This window comes from Desulfuromonas acetoxidans DSM 684, from assembly GCF_000167355.1.
GTDB lineage: Bacteria > Desulfobacterota > Desulfuromonadia > Desulfuromonadales > Desulfuromonadaceae > Desulfuromonas > Desulfuromonas acetoxidans.
Genome location: NZ_AAEW02000038.1, coordinates 1 through 14,762 on the forward strand (window position 1 = coordinate 1; position 14,762 = coordinate 14,762).

Genomic DNA, 14,762 nt, shown 5'->3' on the forward strand with positions numbered 1-14,762 from the left:
GTGATTGAAAACAGGCTGAGCAGCAGACAAAACGTGGCAGCACACAAGTGTTTTTTCATTTTCTTTCCTTCTGTTGATTAGTGTTGAAGAATAAATAGTGGAATGCATGCTTATATTTTGTTGCCATGATATGGCAGCATTCCCGCGATGTTACCTCTCATTTTCGAGTTGTTTTTGCAGCTCTGGAGCCATTTCACTCCAAGCGCGACGGCAGTAAATTGTCGGCAGTCCAAGACTTTTAACTTTCTCTTTAAGTTTCAAGGCCACGGTGTGATGGAGGAAATCGGTAAAGAAGATCACCAGGTCAACATGCTCGGGAATTTTGTTTTTACTGGCCTTGTAACGGCGTGTATCCCAATGGGTTACCTGTTCTACACCCATGGCCTCCATTTTGGGGACCATGGACTGAATGCGGTCTGCTCCAACGATTAGGACTGACATGGTTTCCTCCTTTATTTATGAAATGAACGCGCTCAACTCTTGCTTGGTAAGGAAAAAGAGTTTGAAAGTCATTTTCAATAAGATATCAGGATGATTGCTTGGTGATGTGATTGAGGTCACGAAAGGCATTTTTTTCCCCGACACGCATAAATTTGGTGCCGGGGGAAAATGCGCAGGTTACCAGCGGCTGATGACACTGAAATAGATCATCCGTCCCGGCTCGTAAACAATCGGTGGCGTGATGGCGGAACCACTGACCACATCGTATTCATAGGAATTGGCCACGGCATAGCTTTCATCAAACAGATTTTCCACACCGAGATGGAACGACCAATGCTCCGAGTAATGATAACTGGCTGTCAGATTCACCACGTCCCAGTCGGCCAGTTGCACCTCTCCGGCCTCCTCGTCAATCTGACTGGCTTTACCGGAATGCAACCACTCTGCGCGCACGGCCCAGCGATTGTTTTCATATTCCAGGCCCAGACGGGTTTTCCAGGGTGGGATTTCACTGAGGTCTTTATCGTCATTGTTTGCCGGTTGGTCATCTTTGCGCCCGCGTTGCCAAGCGTAACCGGCATCCAGAGTCAGGCCGTTGACGATCTCTTTGTTCCAGCGGGTTTCAATGCCGTAGATATGGGCGTCGATATTGACCCAGGTCTTGGCCGGTGAGGCTTGCTGATAGATGTAATCATCCAGATCCGAATAAAATCCTTTGATCGTCCACTGCCCCCATACACCGTCGAGGGTCGTGCCGAGGTCAAGCTCATGGTTAATGGTTGGATCAAGGTCAGGATTGCCGTAAAAGGTGGGAGAGCCTTGCAGGTAACGCTCTGCGCCGGTGGGCAGGCGTACGCTGCGGCCGACGCCGACAAACAGACGACTGAAATCGGTTGGATACCAGCTGGCAAACAGATAGCCGCTGGCAGTGCGGTCATGTTGGCGGTTGCTGTCGGTGATGGCATGGCTGAATTTCAATGTGTCACCGGCTTCCATGGTCGAATCATCATAACGGATGCCGCTGCGCCAGGTTACCGGACCGGTGAGAACCTTGATCTGGGCATAGCCTGCCCACATATCGTGGTCGACATCGGGAATGAACTGGTCATTGATCAGAATGTCGGCATCGTTGTTATAGGCATCGGCGTTCCAATCCTGATGATCATGGGTCAGCCCCACGGTCAGTTCACCCCAGGCGCGTTCCACCGTGTTGCTCAGCGAAGCGCCGCGAAACGTCGAGCGTGCCTCAAATCGACGATGGAACGATGGCAGACCGGCACCAACCAAGTCCCGATAGCGGTCAAAGGGATTGTGCTGAACATCGTGATGATAGAGGCGCACCTGCAGATGGTCACTGTAAGGGCACAACTCAAACGCATCATAGTGCAGTTGGGTGAGGGTGGTGCGCTCTTTTTCGATGTCGACGGCCACTCGCGGCGTCAACACATCTTCGGCCTTGCCGTAGGTGTGTGAAAGAGTCAGGCTGTGTTGCTGGTTGATGTTCCAGCGCAGCTTGCCCCACACATCCTGCTTGGTAAATGCTTCCTGGTCCTCTCCCTCGTTGGAGTAAGGACGCCCAGCCGGGGCAAAATCGGTCAGTTTGTGGCCATCGCCGTCTTCATACGGATCCATCTCTGTTGCCGCGTAACCGAGCAATGCCTGGATGGTGTCGTTACCGCCGGTCACCTGAACGGCACCGCTGCGATAATCAAAGCTGCCACCTTTCAACCACACTTCGGCCTGCTCTTCAGCACTGGGGTCGACGGTTTCAACGCTGATAGCGCCGCCGAGTCCGCCCTGACGGCTGACATCAAACGGGCCGGGTTGGACGTTGACCTTGCGCACGGCCAGCAGCGGCACGTGGGACAACGCCGGGTCTTTGCGACTGCCGCAGGCGCCCTCGACCATCGCATTGTCATACAACACCCGCAGGTTGGCCTTGCCAAAGCCGCGCAGGGCAATCTCATTGCCGTAGCCGCTTTTGCGGATCAGTGTCGTACTGGCCGATTGCTGGCTGAGCAGCTCGGCCAAGTCCACAACATGTTCATGACGCAGTTCCTCTTGGCCAACCTGGTCGGGATGATCCTCTTTTTCTGCAGAAGCCGTTACCAAAATGGTCTCCAGCTCAGTGATCTGTTCACCCTGAACAGGGTTGATGGAGACCAACACAAACAGCAGGGCGAGCGGATACACCACTCCCCTGTATTTCCATGGCAGAGTAAAAGCCATTTTTCCTCCTCAATGCGCTGGCGCGCATTTCAATTGAACGTGCACAAATTCCGTTCATTGCCGTTGGCAATGACGAAAAGCATCACATAACGGGTCGTGTGCAATCAGGCAATGGGAGGAGCGCGAGCCGGGTAGCTGGTGTCAAGGTGTTGTTGAATCTGGCGATAGATGGGGCGGATATAAACCGCATCCAGAGAAAAGATTGGAACTGCGGCAACAGCATCCGCCAGATCAAAATGGTGAATGGTCTGACAATAGTCATGAAGCGGGCAAGGCGCGTGACGGTGTTGCTCACTGTGCTGGTAGGCGAGAGCATGATGGGGGGAGTCCTCGTGGCCCTGGTGAAACAACGGATGGAGCAGATGCACGCCGATTGTCAGATAAAAAACGGCCAGGGCAGTCAGCCATAGGCTGAGTGTTGGCACAGAACGACGATGGCGGGATGTGGCTGTCATACAAACTCCTTCACGCGAAAAGCGCGCTTATTGTAGCGACAATCATCTGCTTTGACCAGAGCGAGATGCTGACAACATCATGTGCTGATCTCTGTGGTCCCAGTTTTATACGGGTGTTATGGAGATTTTGGCTGAAACACGCTGAAAGATCTTGTGCCGGGAGGGAGAAAATGTTGACCTTTTGCGAAAGGTTTGCGTTGCAAGTTCCTGTAATTTTATAGAGTTTTACGCTTTCGGCTTGCCGAACAAATTAATTAACATCACCTGTGTCCTGAAGGATGTTGTCGATGAGAGCGTGAAGCCGTTGGTAATCCGCTTCGCTGAAAGGCCGGTTCCCATAAAGCATGGCACTGTAGCGTTGGGCGAATTTAAGGCAATCAGCATTGTTCAGTTGTCGGGCCTGTTCGATCAAGCCACGGGTCGATGATAGACGCTCCAGGTGGTAACGTTTCTGCAGGGCATTCTGGTAGCGTTTCAACAGCCGTTGTTGCGGGGTCGTCTGACGGTATTTAAGCCACCACAACAGCGTGGCGGCACTGAGCAACAGGGCCAGAAGGATAAGGCCGCCACGGACAATGCTGCTGATATCAGGCACGAGCCCTTTGAGTTGACGGCCACTGTTGCGCACCAGACTGATCTGGCTGTTCAGGTCAAAGTTAATAATCACCTGAGTCCACAAATATTCCAGGCTGTCCATGGTGCGTTTGGCCAGAGATAATCCCTGTTGCCGTGACGCCAACAGCGCGGTTTCGGCATTCGCCGCGTAGCGGCTTGGGTCAATGCGTTGCCACTGGTTGTCAACCAGTGCCTCGACCCAGACATGGGCCAGGTCTTCGGTAATCAGATAATAACCGCCGAGGTTGTTGTAGTCGCCACCATGATAGCCGCCAACCAAACGGGCCGGTACATCACACAGGCGCAGCAATAAGGCAAAGGATGAGGCAAAAAACTCACAATAGCCCCGTTTTTTTACAAACAGAAATTCGTCAATCGGCGCCGTGGGGCCCGGAAGATCCGTGGTGGCATAGGCCAGTTGTTGATCGCGGAAAAACTGCTCAATCAGGGCAATACGTTGGCGTGGATCGTTGGTTTGCTGACGCACTTGCGCGGCAATTTGTTGCACGCGCGGTGACAGGGTTGTCGGTGTTTCCAGATAAAGTGCTTCGTCCACGGCAGACTGCAGTTGCCATTGACCACCCAGCCGGGATTGGCATTGGTAACTGACGCTTTTTCGCAAGGGCCAGCGCGATTGAAAAACGAGGTCGCCGTGCTGATGAAATTGAATGCCCTCAAGGCTGACGGGGCGATCGAGGGTAAACAGAAAGCGTTTGTTTGTCGCGGGCAGGGTGATGGTGCAGGTTGCAGGTTTCCCGCCAACCAAGCGGGACTGTTCCCGTTGTGGCGCTGTACGTTTCCAGGTTGAACCCTCAATGGTATTGAGGACGGTTCCCCGCCAATAGAGGTCCTGTGCGCCCAGTTGGTCACATTCAGCGCGAAAGGCCAGGGTTTTCACAGCAGAGTTGCTGGCAAAAGCACCGGGGCGTACCTGTTCACTGAAGCCGGTGGTAGCCGATGCTTTGGGATTGAGAAAGTTCCATAGCGGGAACTGGGTGCGTGGCAGGATAACAAACAGCACCATCATCAGCAGCAATGAGCCGATGGGGAGAATGGCCGCTGTTTTTAACAGAGTGGTGATCTGGGCGCGATTTAAACGCAGGCTGGGATCGCGGTGATAAAAGGTCAACAGCACCAGACCAATAGTGACACCGGTTACCATCAGGATCAGGGCCGGAAGGTAGAGCATACTCAGGCTGAGCAAGGAGGAACCGGCCAAGCAGAACAGTGACAACACAAAAATCTGCAGATAATGCCGCCCCTGTTTTTCTGTCACCAGACGGATACTGAGCAGTAGGGCGAGCAGGTTGACCGCCGGCGGCACCACATTGCTCAGGTTGAGTTGCATCAGATAGATGGCGAAAAAGGTAAAGGTGAGTACCGTGGCCAGTTTTGGCCCCAAGAGATAGTGCTGACGGCGATCAGAAACCACTCCACCAACACATGCGGCCACAGTCACAATCTGCACCGGAACATCCAACCAACTGAACAGCGGCAGCAGGCCGAGCAGGACCACACTATAGGTGAGGATATCGAGTGGTGCTTTAATCCTGACCATAGATTGCCAGCTCCTTGAGTAGGTGAATTTTATGGCCTTGGCCCAAAGCCGGAGGCAGGATCTGGTCGTTGAGTTTCAGTCCCACCGGGTGATCGCGACGCAACAGATCGTTGATCAGAAACGCGGCGCAACGCAGTTGCTGCTCCAGCCCGGCACCGGGCAGTGCCAACGGGTTGATCTCCACCGGCGGTTGCTGCAGATTGGACAGTTCCTTGATCTTTACGCTATCGTGACGCGCCGTCAGTTTCCAGTGGATCATTTTCAGCGGTTCCGTGCCCTGATAATTGCCGATGCGACTGATATCGCCCTCACTGCCTTTCAATGGACTCTCCAAGGCCCCGTCACGTTGTGCCTGTTCCATGGTCTGATGATGACGGCAGGAGATTGGCCGGGGAAACACCAGGATGGTTTGATCCAGGTCGATGATACGTCTCCGGATAAAGAAATTGATGGGGAAGGTTGAACGGATAATCAAAACGTGTTGCCCATGGATGCCGCGGCCGGTAAAGGTCACCGGCACACCGACGCTCTGGTGCGTGCCTTTTTTGACCACCGACAGGTGTCCTCTGCCGGTGTGGTCAGCAAAAGAGATATCCAGCAAAAAAGCTGGTAGCAGCCGTCGTTCATTCGACAGACGTACCCGTACCAGGGTTTCCAGACCGTCGTAAATTTCATCGGGTGGCTCCAGGGCGACCTGTAGCTTTTTCAGATTCCAGTGGCCGAGAATCCCCGATACCGACATGAACCCGAGCAGGGCCGAAACCATCAGATAGAGCAGGTTGTTGCCGGTATTCACCGCACCGAAGCCGAGCAACAGGGTCATAACGATGTAAAGCGTTCCCGCTTTGGTCAGTTTCAGACCATAGGAACGGGTACGTTGTTGAGAATCGATACCATCACCTCGCGTTTGTTCAGGGATTGGTGCTCATTGCGCAGAATCAGGCGGTGAGCGCCTACCGGTCCGGCAATCTCTTTGACATCTTCGGGAATCACATAGTCGCGGCCATCAAGGTAGGCACAGGCGCGTGCTGCCGTGGTCATGCTGATGGCACCGCGCGTGGAGATTCCCGCGCTGATAAAGCGATGATTACGGGTTGCTTCGGCAATGGCCAGTAGATAATCGACCAGTTTGTCATCCAGATGAATGGTCTGAACCGCCTGTTTGGCCAGATGAATGTCTTCACGGGAAAGAAGAGGTTCAATCTCCAACATCTTTTCGCGAATGCCGCCGTTGCGGATGATCTGTTTTTCCAGCTCCGCAGGCGGGTAGCCGATACCGGTGGTAATGAGAAACCGATCCAGTTGCGATTCCGGCAGCGGATAGGTGCCAATCTGCTCAGTCGGGTTCTGGGTGGCAATGACCATAAACGGGTCGGGCAACGGATAACTGACCCCTTCCACCGTGACTTTGCGTTCCTCCATGGCCTCGAGCATGGCACTCTGGGTTTTGGGCATGGCGCGGTTGATTTCGTCCGCCAGCAGAATGTGATTGAAGATCGGCCCCTCAATAAAGCGGAAACTGTTTTTTTCGCGGTCGAAGATCGACAGGCCGGTGATGTCCGAGGGCAGCAGGTCGCTGGTACATTGGATGCGACCGAACGACAGGCCCAGAGCGCGGGACAGGGCCAGCGCCAGCGTGGTTTTGCCTAACCCGGGAATATCCTCCAGCAACAGATGGCCGTCAGACAGCAGGGCGATTATAGCCAGGCGCAGGGCTTTGACTTTGCCCTGCAGATAACGGCTGGCGAGTGTGTCGATGACGTTTAAGATTTCAGCGTGTTTTGCCAATTTTTCTGTCACAGCGTCTCCTGGGGGAATCGATGAGTGTGAATGAATTTTTATGAACTGTGTCGACTATAGCATGTTATACAAGGGGCGAAAATATTGTCCTGTTATCAATCATGATGTCCGGTCGTCGTCAACCGGACGGGAGAACTACCAATGACCATCTGGGTTGATGCCGATGCTTGTCCGCGGGTGATTAAAGAGATCCTCTATCGTGCGGCACAGAAGCGACAGATTCAACTGATACTGGTAGCCAACCAGCCGTTACGCGTACCCGCCAGTCCGCATATCTCATCGCGGCTGGTCGGGGCCGGTTTTGATGTGGCCGATGAGCAGATTGTGGAATGGCTGGTTGAAGGGGATCTGGTGATTACGGCGGATATTCCCCTGGCGGCTGCCGTGTTGAAAAAGGGCGGACATGCGATCAATCCCCGCGGGGAATTGTATGATGTCGATACCATTCAGGAGCGCCTGGCCATGCGCAATATGATGGATGAGTTGCGTGGTGTTGGTGTTGAGACCAGTGGACCGGCGGCATTCAGTGCGGCGGATCGTACAGCATTTGCTAATCAGTTGGATCGGTTTCTGGCGCGGCAGTGCTGATGTGGAAGCCCGCGTCACGTGGGTAGCACCATCGCGAACAGATGAAGTTCGCTGGTGCGATTCGTTTCAAGTTGCAAACCACTGAAGCTCAAGATCAAAGTCAAGGTCGCCGGGTTTCGTCCCGGCAGCCGACATACTTTTGACTGGCCGCTCAAAAGTATGCAAAAACTGAGGGGGGGCACGATAACTGACAGACCATTATTACGATAATTGTGGTTTACGTTGATTTACGTTTGCCTTGAAGAGATTATTTTTCGCGTTATTTTCAAAAGTATTTTGATAAGTCTTTGCCTTGCCATTTTTCGCCGGTTGAAATTGTTTTTTCGTGCAAGATATCCCGTCCATTATTTGTTAGTTTCCCCTCGATAATTTCCCAGTCGGTTACCTTCATTTTTTTTGCGCTTTCTTTTACTTTCCAGGCGATGGGGGCGTTCTCTTTTATTGATGAAAATCTGAATGGATTTAACCAGGCGTTTACTGTTTTGCTAGCCACGTATGCTTCAAGGGTTCCTTGTTGATATTCGGTGAGATTATCCCATGCTCCAGCAGGTAGTGATATGCTCATTTTTGGTGATTCAGTGAGTTCTCCCCAAAGGTGAGGAACGTAATAAAACTGGTCAATTGTTCGATGGGAAACAAGGATTTCGTGAAGTAACTTTTCGCCGTTTTTAGCTTTTTGAGAGTTTAATATTTTATTTGTAAGGTTGTTATCGCCCTGCTTTGATTCTATTTGATCTATGCTTTTCCCAGACGTGTAGAAAATTCCGATGAGGAGTAAAGCTGAGCAAAAGGCATAGACTATGTAATGTGGGAGATTGTTTTTTGCCATTTTCACCTCCTGTTATTTTCCGAATACCGTTACCTTGGCGTAACTGATAAGACCGTAACTGCGGGCTGAGTCTATGAAGTGAATATTTTTTATCCCGCCTTGTTGAGCGGCTTTGTTTATGTTGATGTCTTCTAAGCCGAATCCCATAAAACAGAAGCCATCAATGGTTCCTGTTTTGTATTTTTCGGCGAGTTGTTGAATATGGTTGTCTTGAATTTTTGCCAGCATAGGACCGCCGCATCCTGTAGCCAGAGAGAGTAGCAGCATTGCCGAGGTTGCCATGCGTAGGTGGTTAAATTTGTTTTCGGATCGCCACATAGCTATGCCGAGAATGATTGTCGCGCAGGTTATGACAATAATACATGCCACCTGATTTATTGTGGAATTGGGAAATGTCGTAGCTACAAGACTACATGAGAGTATTATGTAAATCTGTTTTTGAACAGATGTTAGACATTTATCGGCCTGGGTTTTATTTAAAAAATTTAGGTTCACATCTCCTATTTGGATATTGTTTGATCCTTTTATCCTCTGGCGAGCTTCTTTTTCCACTGGCCCTCCTCAATTACACATCATTTCATTTTTTCAATTCATCGATAATCTTCTTTGCCACCTTTTGAGAAACATATTCTTCAAGCGCTTCGGCAACTTTTCCGACTTCTACTACCTCTTTATCAGTTGTGTTTGGATATTTTTCACCCGATAAAAAACGACCTTTTCCATTAACTGAAATATTGCCGAATTGGATGTTTCCATCACCGTTCAAAACCTGAGAGCGTTGGTTCTGTGATTCACGCAGCCCGGCAACAACATACTGAATATCTACACCAACATTGAAAAGTGCAGATAGCTGCATTGCTGTAGGAAATGTCTCTCCTTTTTCCCAGTCGATAAGAGTTCGCTTTGATACCCCAGCAGCCTCAGCAAACTTTGGCTGTGTCATACCTAGCCGTTTTCTCTCGTTGCGAAGTCTTTCCCCGATCATGAAAATATCTGCACCTTTTCCGTTGACAAGTGCAGATATCTGCACTATTGTTGTTTTCAAGTTAACAAATTGGCGCGGCAATATAGCGCAACTAGTCAGTTTTTTATTAAAGGAGTTTTGCTATGGCGGAACAAGAAGTCACCCCTCAAACCCCCTTGGAAATCAAAATCGCCTTGATGCGAAAAAATTGTTTGCAGGCCGATATCGCACGCACTTGCGAGGTCTCACGTAGTCATGTGAACCGCGTCATTCAAGGCAATGTCGTCTCTGATCGCGTCCAGCGGCAAATTGCGTCAGAGATCGGGTACCCGGTTGAAGAGGTCTTTCCTGATCGTTATCCGGCGTCTGGTCCGGGGCCACGTGTTCAACCTGTTGAGCATCGCGCAGCCAGCTAAGTCTAAACAATTATTAACAGTGTTTATATCGCAACCGCCAACTAACGTCAAAACAGTTTTGATTAGGACGGAAAATGTTAACGAAAGCTCAATTGAAAGATTACCGCACACAGCTGGCCATCATTTTCATGGAGACCGGGGAAACACCGCCGAAATCTGAACAGGCTGCAGCTTTAGCAGCGCGTTTCGGAGTGCTGACAGCTCGCTGTTGCCGTGCCCCCAAAACTGTTCGTCTGAGAAGATTTCATCTTCAACAGGGTAAGCCCTGTAAGCCCCGGCGTCTGCGCCGGAAAGGATGTGGTGGACTTCGATCTTTAAGCCGCGCCCACCACGGTAAAGGGTAAAGGTTGTGAAACTGGTTAAGGTGTCGTCGTTTTGTAATGGGAACATTTTGACCTCCTGTCTGTGTTGTAAAAAGCGTATCGGGGCCAGGAGCTAAATTCAATCTCTAGCGATCAGTTTTGTTTAGACAGGAAAGGAGGCAAAACCATGTCAAAGAAAAATAACGAAATAGACCCAGCGCAAGGCGTGCTCGATTTTGCCGCCAAGGTCGACAACTACGTCCAACAAAAGGTTGATATGGCGTCGTCGGTGATTGCTCTCCCGGCCAACGGCCCGGAAAACGAGGATGAGATCAATATGATGTTCGCCGTTTCCATTAAGCAGGCACAGCGTGAGTCCGGGTTAAGCCGTGAACAGATCTGCGACGGGGTGAACGCCTATTTGAAGCGCACAGAGGAGCGCTACAAAGAGAAGCAATGCCGCAAGCCGATCACCGTTGACATGCTCAATGCCTATGCGGCAAAGCCAGCTGAATATCCCATTGATGCCTACCTGCTTTACGCTATCCAGGTTGTCTGTGACTCCCTGGCACCGACTAAGGTTTTAGCCTCAAGTGTGCATGGCCAGGTCGTGACGCAAGAAGAGGCCAAGCTGGCCGCGCTGGGGATTATCGACGAGGCGACAATGACCCTGAATCGTGCCAAGCGCCGCTTGAAAGGAACTTTCTCATGATGCGTTTTTTCGCCGCATTTTTACTGATTGGCGGGATCTCGCTGGCCGGATCGGATGGGCCGCTGTTCCCCTGGTTGAATCTCTTCGGAGTCGGTCTGATCTGGACTGTTGCATTGATACTGCGGCGTATGCCGCTGGAGGAAAACTGATGGGTAAAACCTACAAAACAATTAATGCCGTCAAGGTGACGGGAAAAGTCTTGAAGTTTCTGGCCGAGCAGAAAAAGCCAGTCAGCGGTCAAGAAGTCAGCCGCGCTCTGGATATCGCCAACGGCACCGTGATGTGCCACCTGGCCACGCTGATCGAGATCGGCTTTGTTGAGCTGGTCGGCGAACACTACAAGCTCGGCATGGGGGCGGCACTGCTGTGGGCGAAATATAAGAGCCAGGTCGAAAGCACCCTGGCGAACTGCCGGGACACGCTGGCGACTTTGGATGCCTAAAAAAAGGAGGACGTTATGAAAGCCGTTTGGTTTAAGAAATTTTGCAATGAAAGTGGCCTGTCCAATCACCGCATGGTCGAGCGCGGCGGCAACGTTAAAGTCGGTGGACGGCTCTATACCAGTACCGCACTAAACGATCTGGTTGGGCAAGAAGTCATCGTGTTTATCGACCCAGCAGAAGATATGAAGCGCATCGTCTGTTATGCCACCGACGGAACGCTTCTGTGCTCTGCCTTTAACAGTGTCAAGCGGGGTTAAGGCTGATTTAACCGCATAGGCGAAGGGAAACGAAATGTCAAAGCAAGATATTCAAGATCAGACTACAGCCGCCCTTGAGGTGGTTGATATGGAAAAGAGACAGGAAGCTGCTGTCGTCAATGATCAGGTGCAGCGTGAACAGATGATTGCTGAATGCCATGAAATGATAGGTCGCATTCAGGGATTCGAGTTAATCAAGAAATTTACCGACGTCGGCAGTTTGGTGTGGTTGAAAGACGTTAAAGAATCAAAAATCTACAAGGATCTTCCGAATATTGGAACTTGGGATAAATTTTGTAATTACATAGGCTTATCTCGTTCTAAAGTTGATGAAGATTTGACGAATCTTGCTTTTTTTGGTGAGAGCTTTATTGCCGCCGTCGGCAGTTTTTCCATCGGCTACCGCGAATTGCGCAAACTCCGCCAGCTTTCCAGCGACGGCAGCGTCCAGATCGAAGCCCAGACCCTGACCATCGGCGGTGAAACGATTCCCCTGGATGATGACCATGCCGAAGAACTCCAGGCAGCCATCGAAAACGTGCTCGACGCCAAAACGCAAGAAGCTGAAGAGACACAAGCCGCCCTTAAAGCCAAAGACCGCATCCTCAAAAGCAAAGAAGACGTGATTAACCGCCAGGAAAAAGAGCTGGCAAAGCACGAATCACGCGCCAAAAAACAGGGCTTTGCTCCCGGAGAGGAAGCCTTTCTCAAGCAGTTGGCTGCCGACAAACTGGTGGTCGATGACATCCTTGAAAAATACAGCGTCGACGACGGCGCACTGGATGCCGAACTCACCGAGCGTATGAAAGCCGAACTGGTAGCCACCCTCGAATATTTCCAGCGCGTCGCCACCGCCTACCACGCAGCCGCAGAAACCCTGTATGAGTCCGACGGTAAAACGTGGGATAGCGACGCCCTGATCGCCGAGTTTGAAGAGGAAAATCCAGAACAAAAAGTTCCCCACTTGCGCGGCGTATAGGGGGCGATGCCATGGAATGGAAACGGGAAATGACAGCACGCCTGAAACAGGCTGGACACGGTGAACGGGGAAAGATCATCGCTGAATATCAGACCCTGACCGGCAAGTCACGCGATGCCCTGTATCGGGTTGCCAAAGAGTGCGGGTTCGAATCTGGCCGGAAAAAACGGGAGGACAAAGGGATGCTGAAAAGCGAGTTGAGCGAATATCAAATTCACTTTGTCAGCAGCCTGATGCAAAGCACCGCCCGCCAGGTCAAAGGCGTCATCATGACAGTCAAAAAAGCTCTGGAAATTGCCATTGATAACGGCGTCATCGAAGAGGGTCAGATTTCTGAATCCCGTTTGCAGGCCATTTTGAAAGAACGGGGCATGAACAAAGCCGCGCTTGATTCCGATACGCCCAGCATCCGCATGAAAAGCAATCACCCCAACCATTGCCATATTTTCGATGCCTCCATCTGCATTCAGTATTACCTCAAAAAAGGCAAAGGGCTTGCGATCCTCGACGAACGCGACTTCCGCGAAAAGAAGCCAAAGAACTTCGCCAAGATCAAGCAACGCCTGATCCGCATGGTCCTCGTCGATCATTGCAGCGGCACGATCTTCGTCAAATACTACGTGGCTGCCGGTGAAAGCCAGAGCATTACCTTCGATTTTCTCTCCAGCGCTTGGCACGGCCTTGGTCACGATCAGTTTCCGTTTCGCGGGGTGCCGTTCTTCCTGCTCATGGACGCCGGTAGCGCCAACATTGCCAAGGGCATTTTGGCCATGCTCGAAGCGCTGGAGATTGAGATCCCCAAAAACATGCCGCACAACCCGCGCCGCCAGGGAAGTGCCGAAGGGGCGCAGAACATCGTCGAACGTGACTTTGAATGCACCCTGCACCTGGAACCGGCCTACACCATTGACGAACTCAATGCCTGGGCGCGGGATTGGATGATCCACTTCAACGGCTCACGCATCCACACCCGCCACAAGATGACCCGTACCCAATGCTGGCTGAAAATCACGCCCGAGCAATTACGCGAATGCCCCAGCGATGAAGTGCTGCAACTGGTGTACAGCGAACCGGAGTTTGAGCGCACCGTGGCCCAGGATAACACCATCACCATTGATACCGTCTGCTACCCGCTCAAGCACATCCCCGGCATCCGGCCACGGGTCAAAGTCACCATCCGCCGCCGACCCATGCTGCTGCCGCAGATCGCCGTAGTGTGGAACGAAGAGGAATATCTGGTCAATCCGGTCGCGACCGACGCAAACGGATTCCAAGTTACTGCCGCAGAGATCGGCGTCGAATACCATGCCCAGCCAGAAACCGCCACCCAGAAAGCCCGCAAGATCAACGACAATCTGGCTTTTGGTGAAGAGAAGAAAAAAGGCGACATCCCCTTTGGCGGTACCCTGGTTGTGCATGGCCACCAGGCCGCCAAACTCGGCAACCTCACCACCATGCCGAAACGCGGCACCCCCATGGAAGTGGGCCGCGATCTGGTCGCGCAAAACATGCCGATCAGCGAGTTTTTAAAGAAGCTGCGCGATGCCGCAGGCCGCATTGAACCGGCGTTAAACAAAGAACTCAAAGCAACCTTTGGAACCAGTATCGAAATTAACCGTGCCGACGAGGTGATCAAAGCAATCTGCGCCGACCAGGAGTGGCGCGATATGGATGCCGATCAGGCTCAGGCACTGTAGAGGAGTGGGTAATGAATAGAGTTGAACATTTATTGACAGTTCTCATTGAGGAGGCTGCTGAAATTCAACAAGCAGCGACAAAAGCCCTCCGCTTTGGCCTTACCGATGGCAGACCTGGTGGAACAACGACTAATGCTGAGGACATCAGAAACGAATCCGATCAGTTAACGGCAACACTGGAAATGCTTGAGCATGAGAACTTTATCCCCCAGAGCTTGGGGCGGGAGCATATAGAGCAGAAAAAAAAACGAGTTGAAGTCTATATGTTCTACGCCAAGGAAACCGGCGCTTTAATTGATTAGGAAAACGACAGGGAGACAGCAATGGGCAGACCGAAATCAAACCAACCCCACGGGTGGGACCGCCCCGTGCAAGAAATCTATCTCAAAAAGTTGCTGGCCGACGCCAATATCAGTCAGCGCGAATTCGGCCCCATGGTCGGCGTATCAGGTACGACCATTAATTTGATCTGCAATA

The 14,762-nt window shown here is 51.7% G+C and carries 19 protein-coding genes; 9 read left to right on the forward strand and 10 right to left on the reverse strand.

Features of this window, described 5'->3' with window-relative positions:
• Positions 1–150: 150 nt before the first annotated feature.
• The 6 genes from DACE_RS16255 to DACE_RS16280 form a co-directional block, all read right to left on the reverse strand.
• Positions 151–441, reverse strand: a complete 291-nt coding sequence (locus DACE_RS16255; RefSeq protein WP_006003145.1) for a DUF2325 domain-containing protein — start codon at positions 439–441, stop codon at positions 151–153.
• A 177-nt stretch (positions 442–618) separates the two neighbouring features.
• Positions 619–2,670, reverse strand: a complete 2,052-nt coding sequence (locus DACE_RS16260; protein ID WP_006003147.1) for a TonB-dependent receptor — start codon at positions 2,668–2,670, stop codon at positions 619–621.
• Positions 2,671–2,774: 104 nt separating this feature from the next.
• A complete protein-coding gene (locus tag DACE_RS16265; RefSeq protein ID WP_006003149.1) occupies positions 2,775–3,125 on the reverse strand; it encodes a hypothetical protein in 351 nt (116 codons plus the stop codon).
• A gap of 250 nt (positions 3,126–3,375) precedes the next feature.
• Complete coding sequence (locus tag DACE_RS16270; RefSeq protein ID WP_006003150.1) at positions 3,376–5,298, reverse strand: transglutaminase TgpA family protein; 1,923 nt, start codon at positions 5,296–5,298, stop codon at positions 3,376–3,378.
• Positions 5,285–6,121, reverse strand: a complete 837-nt coding sequence (locus tag DACE_RS16275) for a DUF58 domain-containing protein (protein WP_006003152.1) — start codon at positions 6,119–6,121, stop codon at positions 5,285–5,287. The genes DACE_RS16270 and DACE_RS16275 overlap by 14 nt, the downstream gene beginning before the upstream one ends.
• Before the next feature lie 32 nt (positions 6,122–6,153).
• A complete protein-coding gene (locus DACE_RS16280; protein WP_006003154.1) occupies positions 6,154–7,098 on the reverse strand; it encodes an AAA family ATPase in 945 nt (314 codons plus the stop codon).
• A 141-nt stretch (positions 7,099–7,239) separates the two neighbouring features.
• Here DACE_RS16280 and DACE_RS16285 point away from each other — a divergent pair, with 141 nt between their 5' ends.
• Positions 7,240–7,686, forward strand: coding sequence for a YaiI/YqxD family protein (locus tag DACE_RS16285; RefSeq protein ID WP_006003157.1), 447 nt, complete (start codon positions 7,240–7,242; stop codon positions 7,684–7,686).
• A 265-nt stretch (positions 7,687–7,951) separates the two neighbouring features.
• Here DACE_RS16285 and DACE_RS16290 read toward each other — a convergent pair whose 3' ends face one another.
• The 3 genes from DACE_RS16290 to DACE_RS17675 are packed head-to-tail and all read right to left on the reverse strand — an operon-like array spanning position 7,952 to position 9,545.
• Entirely contained in the window at positions 7,952–8,515 is a 564-nt protein-coding gene (locus DACE_RS16290; protein WP_040367890.1) for a hypothetical protein, read from the reverse strand.
• 12 nt (positions 8,516–8,527) lie between these two features.
• Entirely contained in the window at positions 8,528–9,067 is a 540-nt protein-coding gene (locus DACE_RS16295; protein WP_006003138.1) for a hypothetical protein, read from the reverse strand.
• Between the two features lie 25 nt (positions 9,068–9,092).
• On the reverse strand, positions 9,093–9,545 hold the full coding sequence (locus DACE_RS17675) for a helix-turn-helix domain-containing protein (RefSeq protein ID WP_006003134.1): 453 nt from the start codon (positions 9,543–9,545) through the stop codon (positions 9,093–9,095).
• A 77-nt stretch (positions 9,546–9,622) separates the two neighbouring features.
• Here DACE_RS17675 and DACE_RS16305 point away from each other — a divergent pair, with 77 nt between their 5' ends.
• The gene (locus DACE_RS16305) at positions 9,623–9,895 is read left to right on the forward strand and encodes a helix-turn-helix domain-containing protein (protein ID WP_006003140.1); all 273 of its coding nucleotides are present in this window, start codon (positions 9,623–9,625) and stop codon (positions 9,893–9,895) included.
• A gap of 126 nt (positions 9,896–10,021) precedes the next feature.
• On the opposite strand, the gene DACE_RS16310 is transcribed toward DACE_RS16305, so the two are convergent.
• Positions 10,022–10,285, reverse strand: a complete 264-nt coding sequence (locus DACE_RS16310; RefSeq protein WP_006003142.1) for a hypothetical protein — start codon at positions 10,283–10,285, stop codon at positions 10,022–10,024.
• Between the two features lie 99 nt (positions 10,286–10,384).
• Here DACE_RS16310 and DACE_RS16315 point away from each other — a divergent pair, with 99 nt between their 5' ends.
• Genes DACE_RS16315 through DACE_RS16340 form a run of 7 tightly spaced genes read left to right on the forward strand, consistent with a single transcriptional unit; the run spans position 10,385 to position 14,587 of the window.
• Positions 10,385–10,909: a hypothetical protein gene (locus DACE_RS16315; RefSeq protein WP_006003160.1), complete on the forward strand. Its 525-nt coding sequence runs from the start codon at positions 10,385–10,387 to the stop codon at positions 10,907–10,909.
• Positions 10,906–11,058: a hypothetical protein gene (locus tag DACE_RS18290; RefSeq protein ID WP_155809178.1), complete on the forward strand. Its 153-nt coding sequence runs from the start codon at positions 10,906–10,908 to the stop codon at positions 11,056–11,058. The genes DACE_RS16315 and DACE_RS18290 overlap by 4 nt, the downstream gene beginning before the upstream one ends.
• On the forward strand, positions 11,058–11,351 hold the full coding sequence (locus DACE_RS16320; protein WP_006003162.1) for a helix-turn-helix domain-containing protein: 294 nt from the start codon (positions 11,058–11,060) through the stop codon (positions 11,349–11,351). Before DACE_RS18290 ends, DACE_RS16320 begins: the two co-directional genes overlap by 1 nt.
• A gap of 15 nt (positions 11,352–11,366) precedes the next feature.
• Complete coding sequence (locus tag DACE_RS16325; RefSeq protein WP_040367891.1) at positions 11,367–11,609, forward strand: Mu transposase C-terminal domain-containing protein; 243 nt, start codon at positions 11,367–11,369, stop codon at positions 11,607–11,609.
• Between the two features lie 34 nt (positions 11,610–11,643).
• On the forward strand, positions 11,644–12,588 hold the full coding sequence (locus tag DACE_RS17680; protein WP_006003163.1) for a hypothetical protein: 945 nt from the start codon (positions 11,644–11,646) through the stop codon (positions 12,586–12,588).
• A gap of 11 nt (positions 12,589–12,599) precedes the next feature.
• Positions 12,600–14,285 carry a hypothetical protein gene (locus DACE_RS16335; protein WP_006003132.1) on the forward strand — a complete coding sequence of 562 codons (1,686 nt, stop codon included), beginning with the start codon at positions 12,600–12,602 and terminating at the stop codon, positions 14,283–14,285.
• A gap of 11 nt (positions 14,286–14,296) precedes the next feature.
• Positions 14,297–14,587 (forward strand): hypothetical protein, encoded by a 291-nt coding sequence (locus DACE_RS16340; RefSeq protein ID WP_006000039.1) that lies wholly within the window; start codon positions 14,297–14,299, stop codon positions 14,585–14,587.
• Positions 14,588–14,762 lie beyond the last annotated feature (175 nt).

Coding starts and splice junctions, on each gene's coding strand:
- DACE_RS18290 (WP_155809178.1), top strand. CDS start 10,906: ATGATGCGTTTTTTCGCCGCATTTTTACTGATTGGCGGGATCTCGCTG.
- DACE_RS16315 (WP_006003160.1), top strand. CDS start 10,385: ATGTCAAAGAAAAATAACGAAATAGACCCAGCGCAAGGCGTGCTCGAT.
- DACE_RS16305 (WP_006003140.1), top strand. CDS start 9,623: ATGGCGGAACAAGAAGTCACCCCTCAAACCCCCTTGGAAATCAAAATC.
- DACE_RS16275 (WP_006003152.1), bottom strand. CDS start 6,121: ATGACCCTGTTGCTCGGCTTCGGTGCGGTGAATACCGGCAACAACCTG.
- DACE_RS16340 (WP_006000039.1), top strand. CDS start 14,297: ATGAATAGAGTTGAACATTTATTGACAGTTCTCATTGAGGAGGCTGCT.
- DACE_RS16290 (WP_040367890.1), bottom strand. CDS start 8,515: ATGGCAAAAAACAATCTCCCACATTACATAGTCTATGCCTTTTGCTCA.
- DACE_RS16255 (WP_006003145.1), bottom strand. CDS start 441: ATGTCAGTCCTAATCGTTGGAGCAGACCGCATTCAGTCCATGGTCCCC.
- DACE_RS16265 (WP_006003149.1), bottom strand. CDS start 3,125: ATGACAGCCACATCCCGCCATCGTCGTTCTGTGCCAACACTCAGCCTA.
- DACE_RS16320 (WP_006003162.1), top strand. CDS start 11,058: ATGGGTAAAACCTACAAAACAATTAATGCCGTCAAGGTGACGGGAAAA.
- DACE_RS16285 (WP_006003157.1), top strand. CDS start 7,240: ATGACCATCTGGGTTGATGCCGATGCTTGTCCGCGGGTGATTAAAGAG.
- DACE_RS16325 (WP_040367891.1), top strand. CDS start 11,367: ATGAAAGCCGTTTGGTTTAAGAAATTTTGCAATGAAAGTGGCCTGTCC.
- DACE_RS16260 (WP_006003147.1), bottom strand. CDS start 2,670: ATGGCTTTTACTCTGCCATGGAAATACAGGGGAGTGGTGTATCCGCTC.
- DACE_RS16310 (WP_006003142.1), bottom strand. CDS start 10,285: ATGTTCCCATTACAAAACGACGACACCTTAACCAGTTTCACAACCTTT.
- DACE_RS16270 (WP_006003150.1), bottom strand. CDS start 5,298: ATGGTCAGGATTAAAGCACCACTCGATATCCTCACCTATAGTGTGGTC.
- DACE_RS17680 (WP_006003163.1), top strand. CDS start 11,644: ATGTCAAAGCAAGATATTCAAGATCAGACTACAGCCGCCCTTGAGGTG.
- DACE_RS16335 (WP_006003132.1), top strand. CDS start 12,600: ATGGAATGGAAACGGGAAATGACAGCACGCCTGAAACAGGCTGGACAC.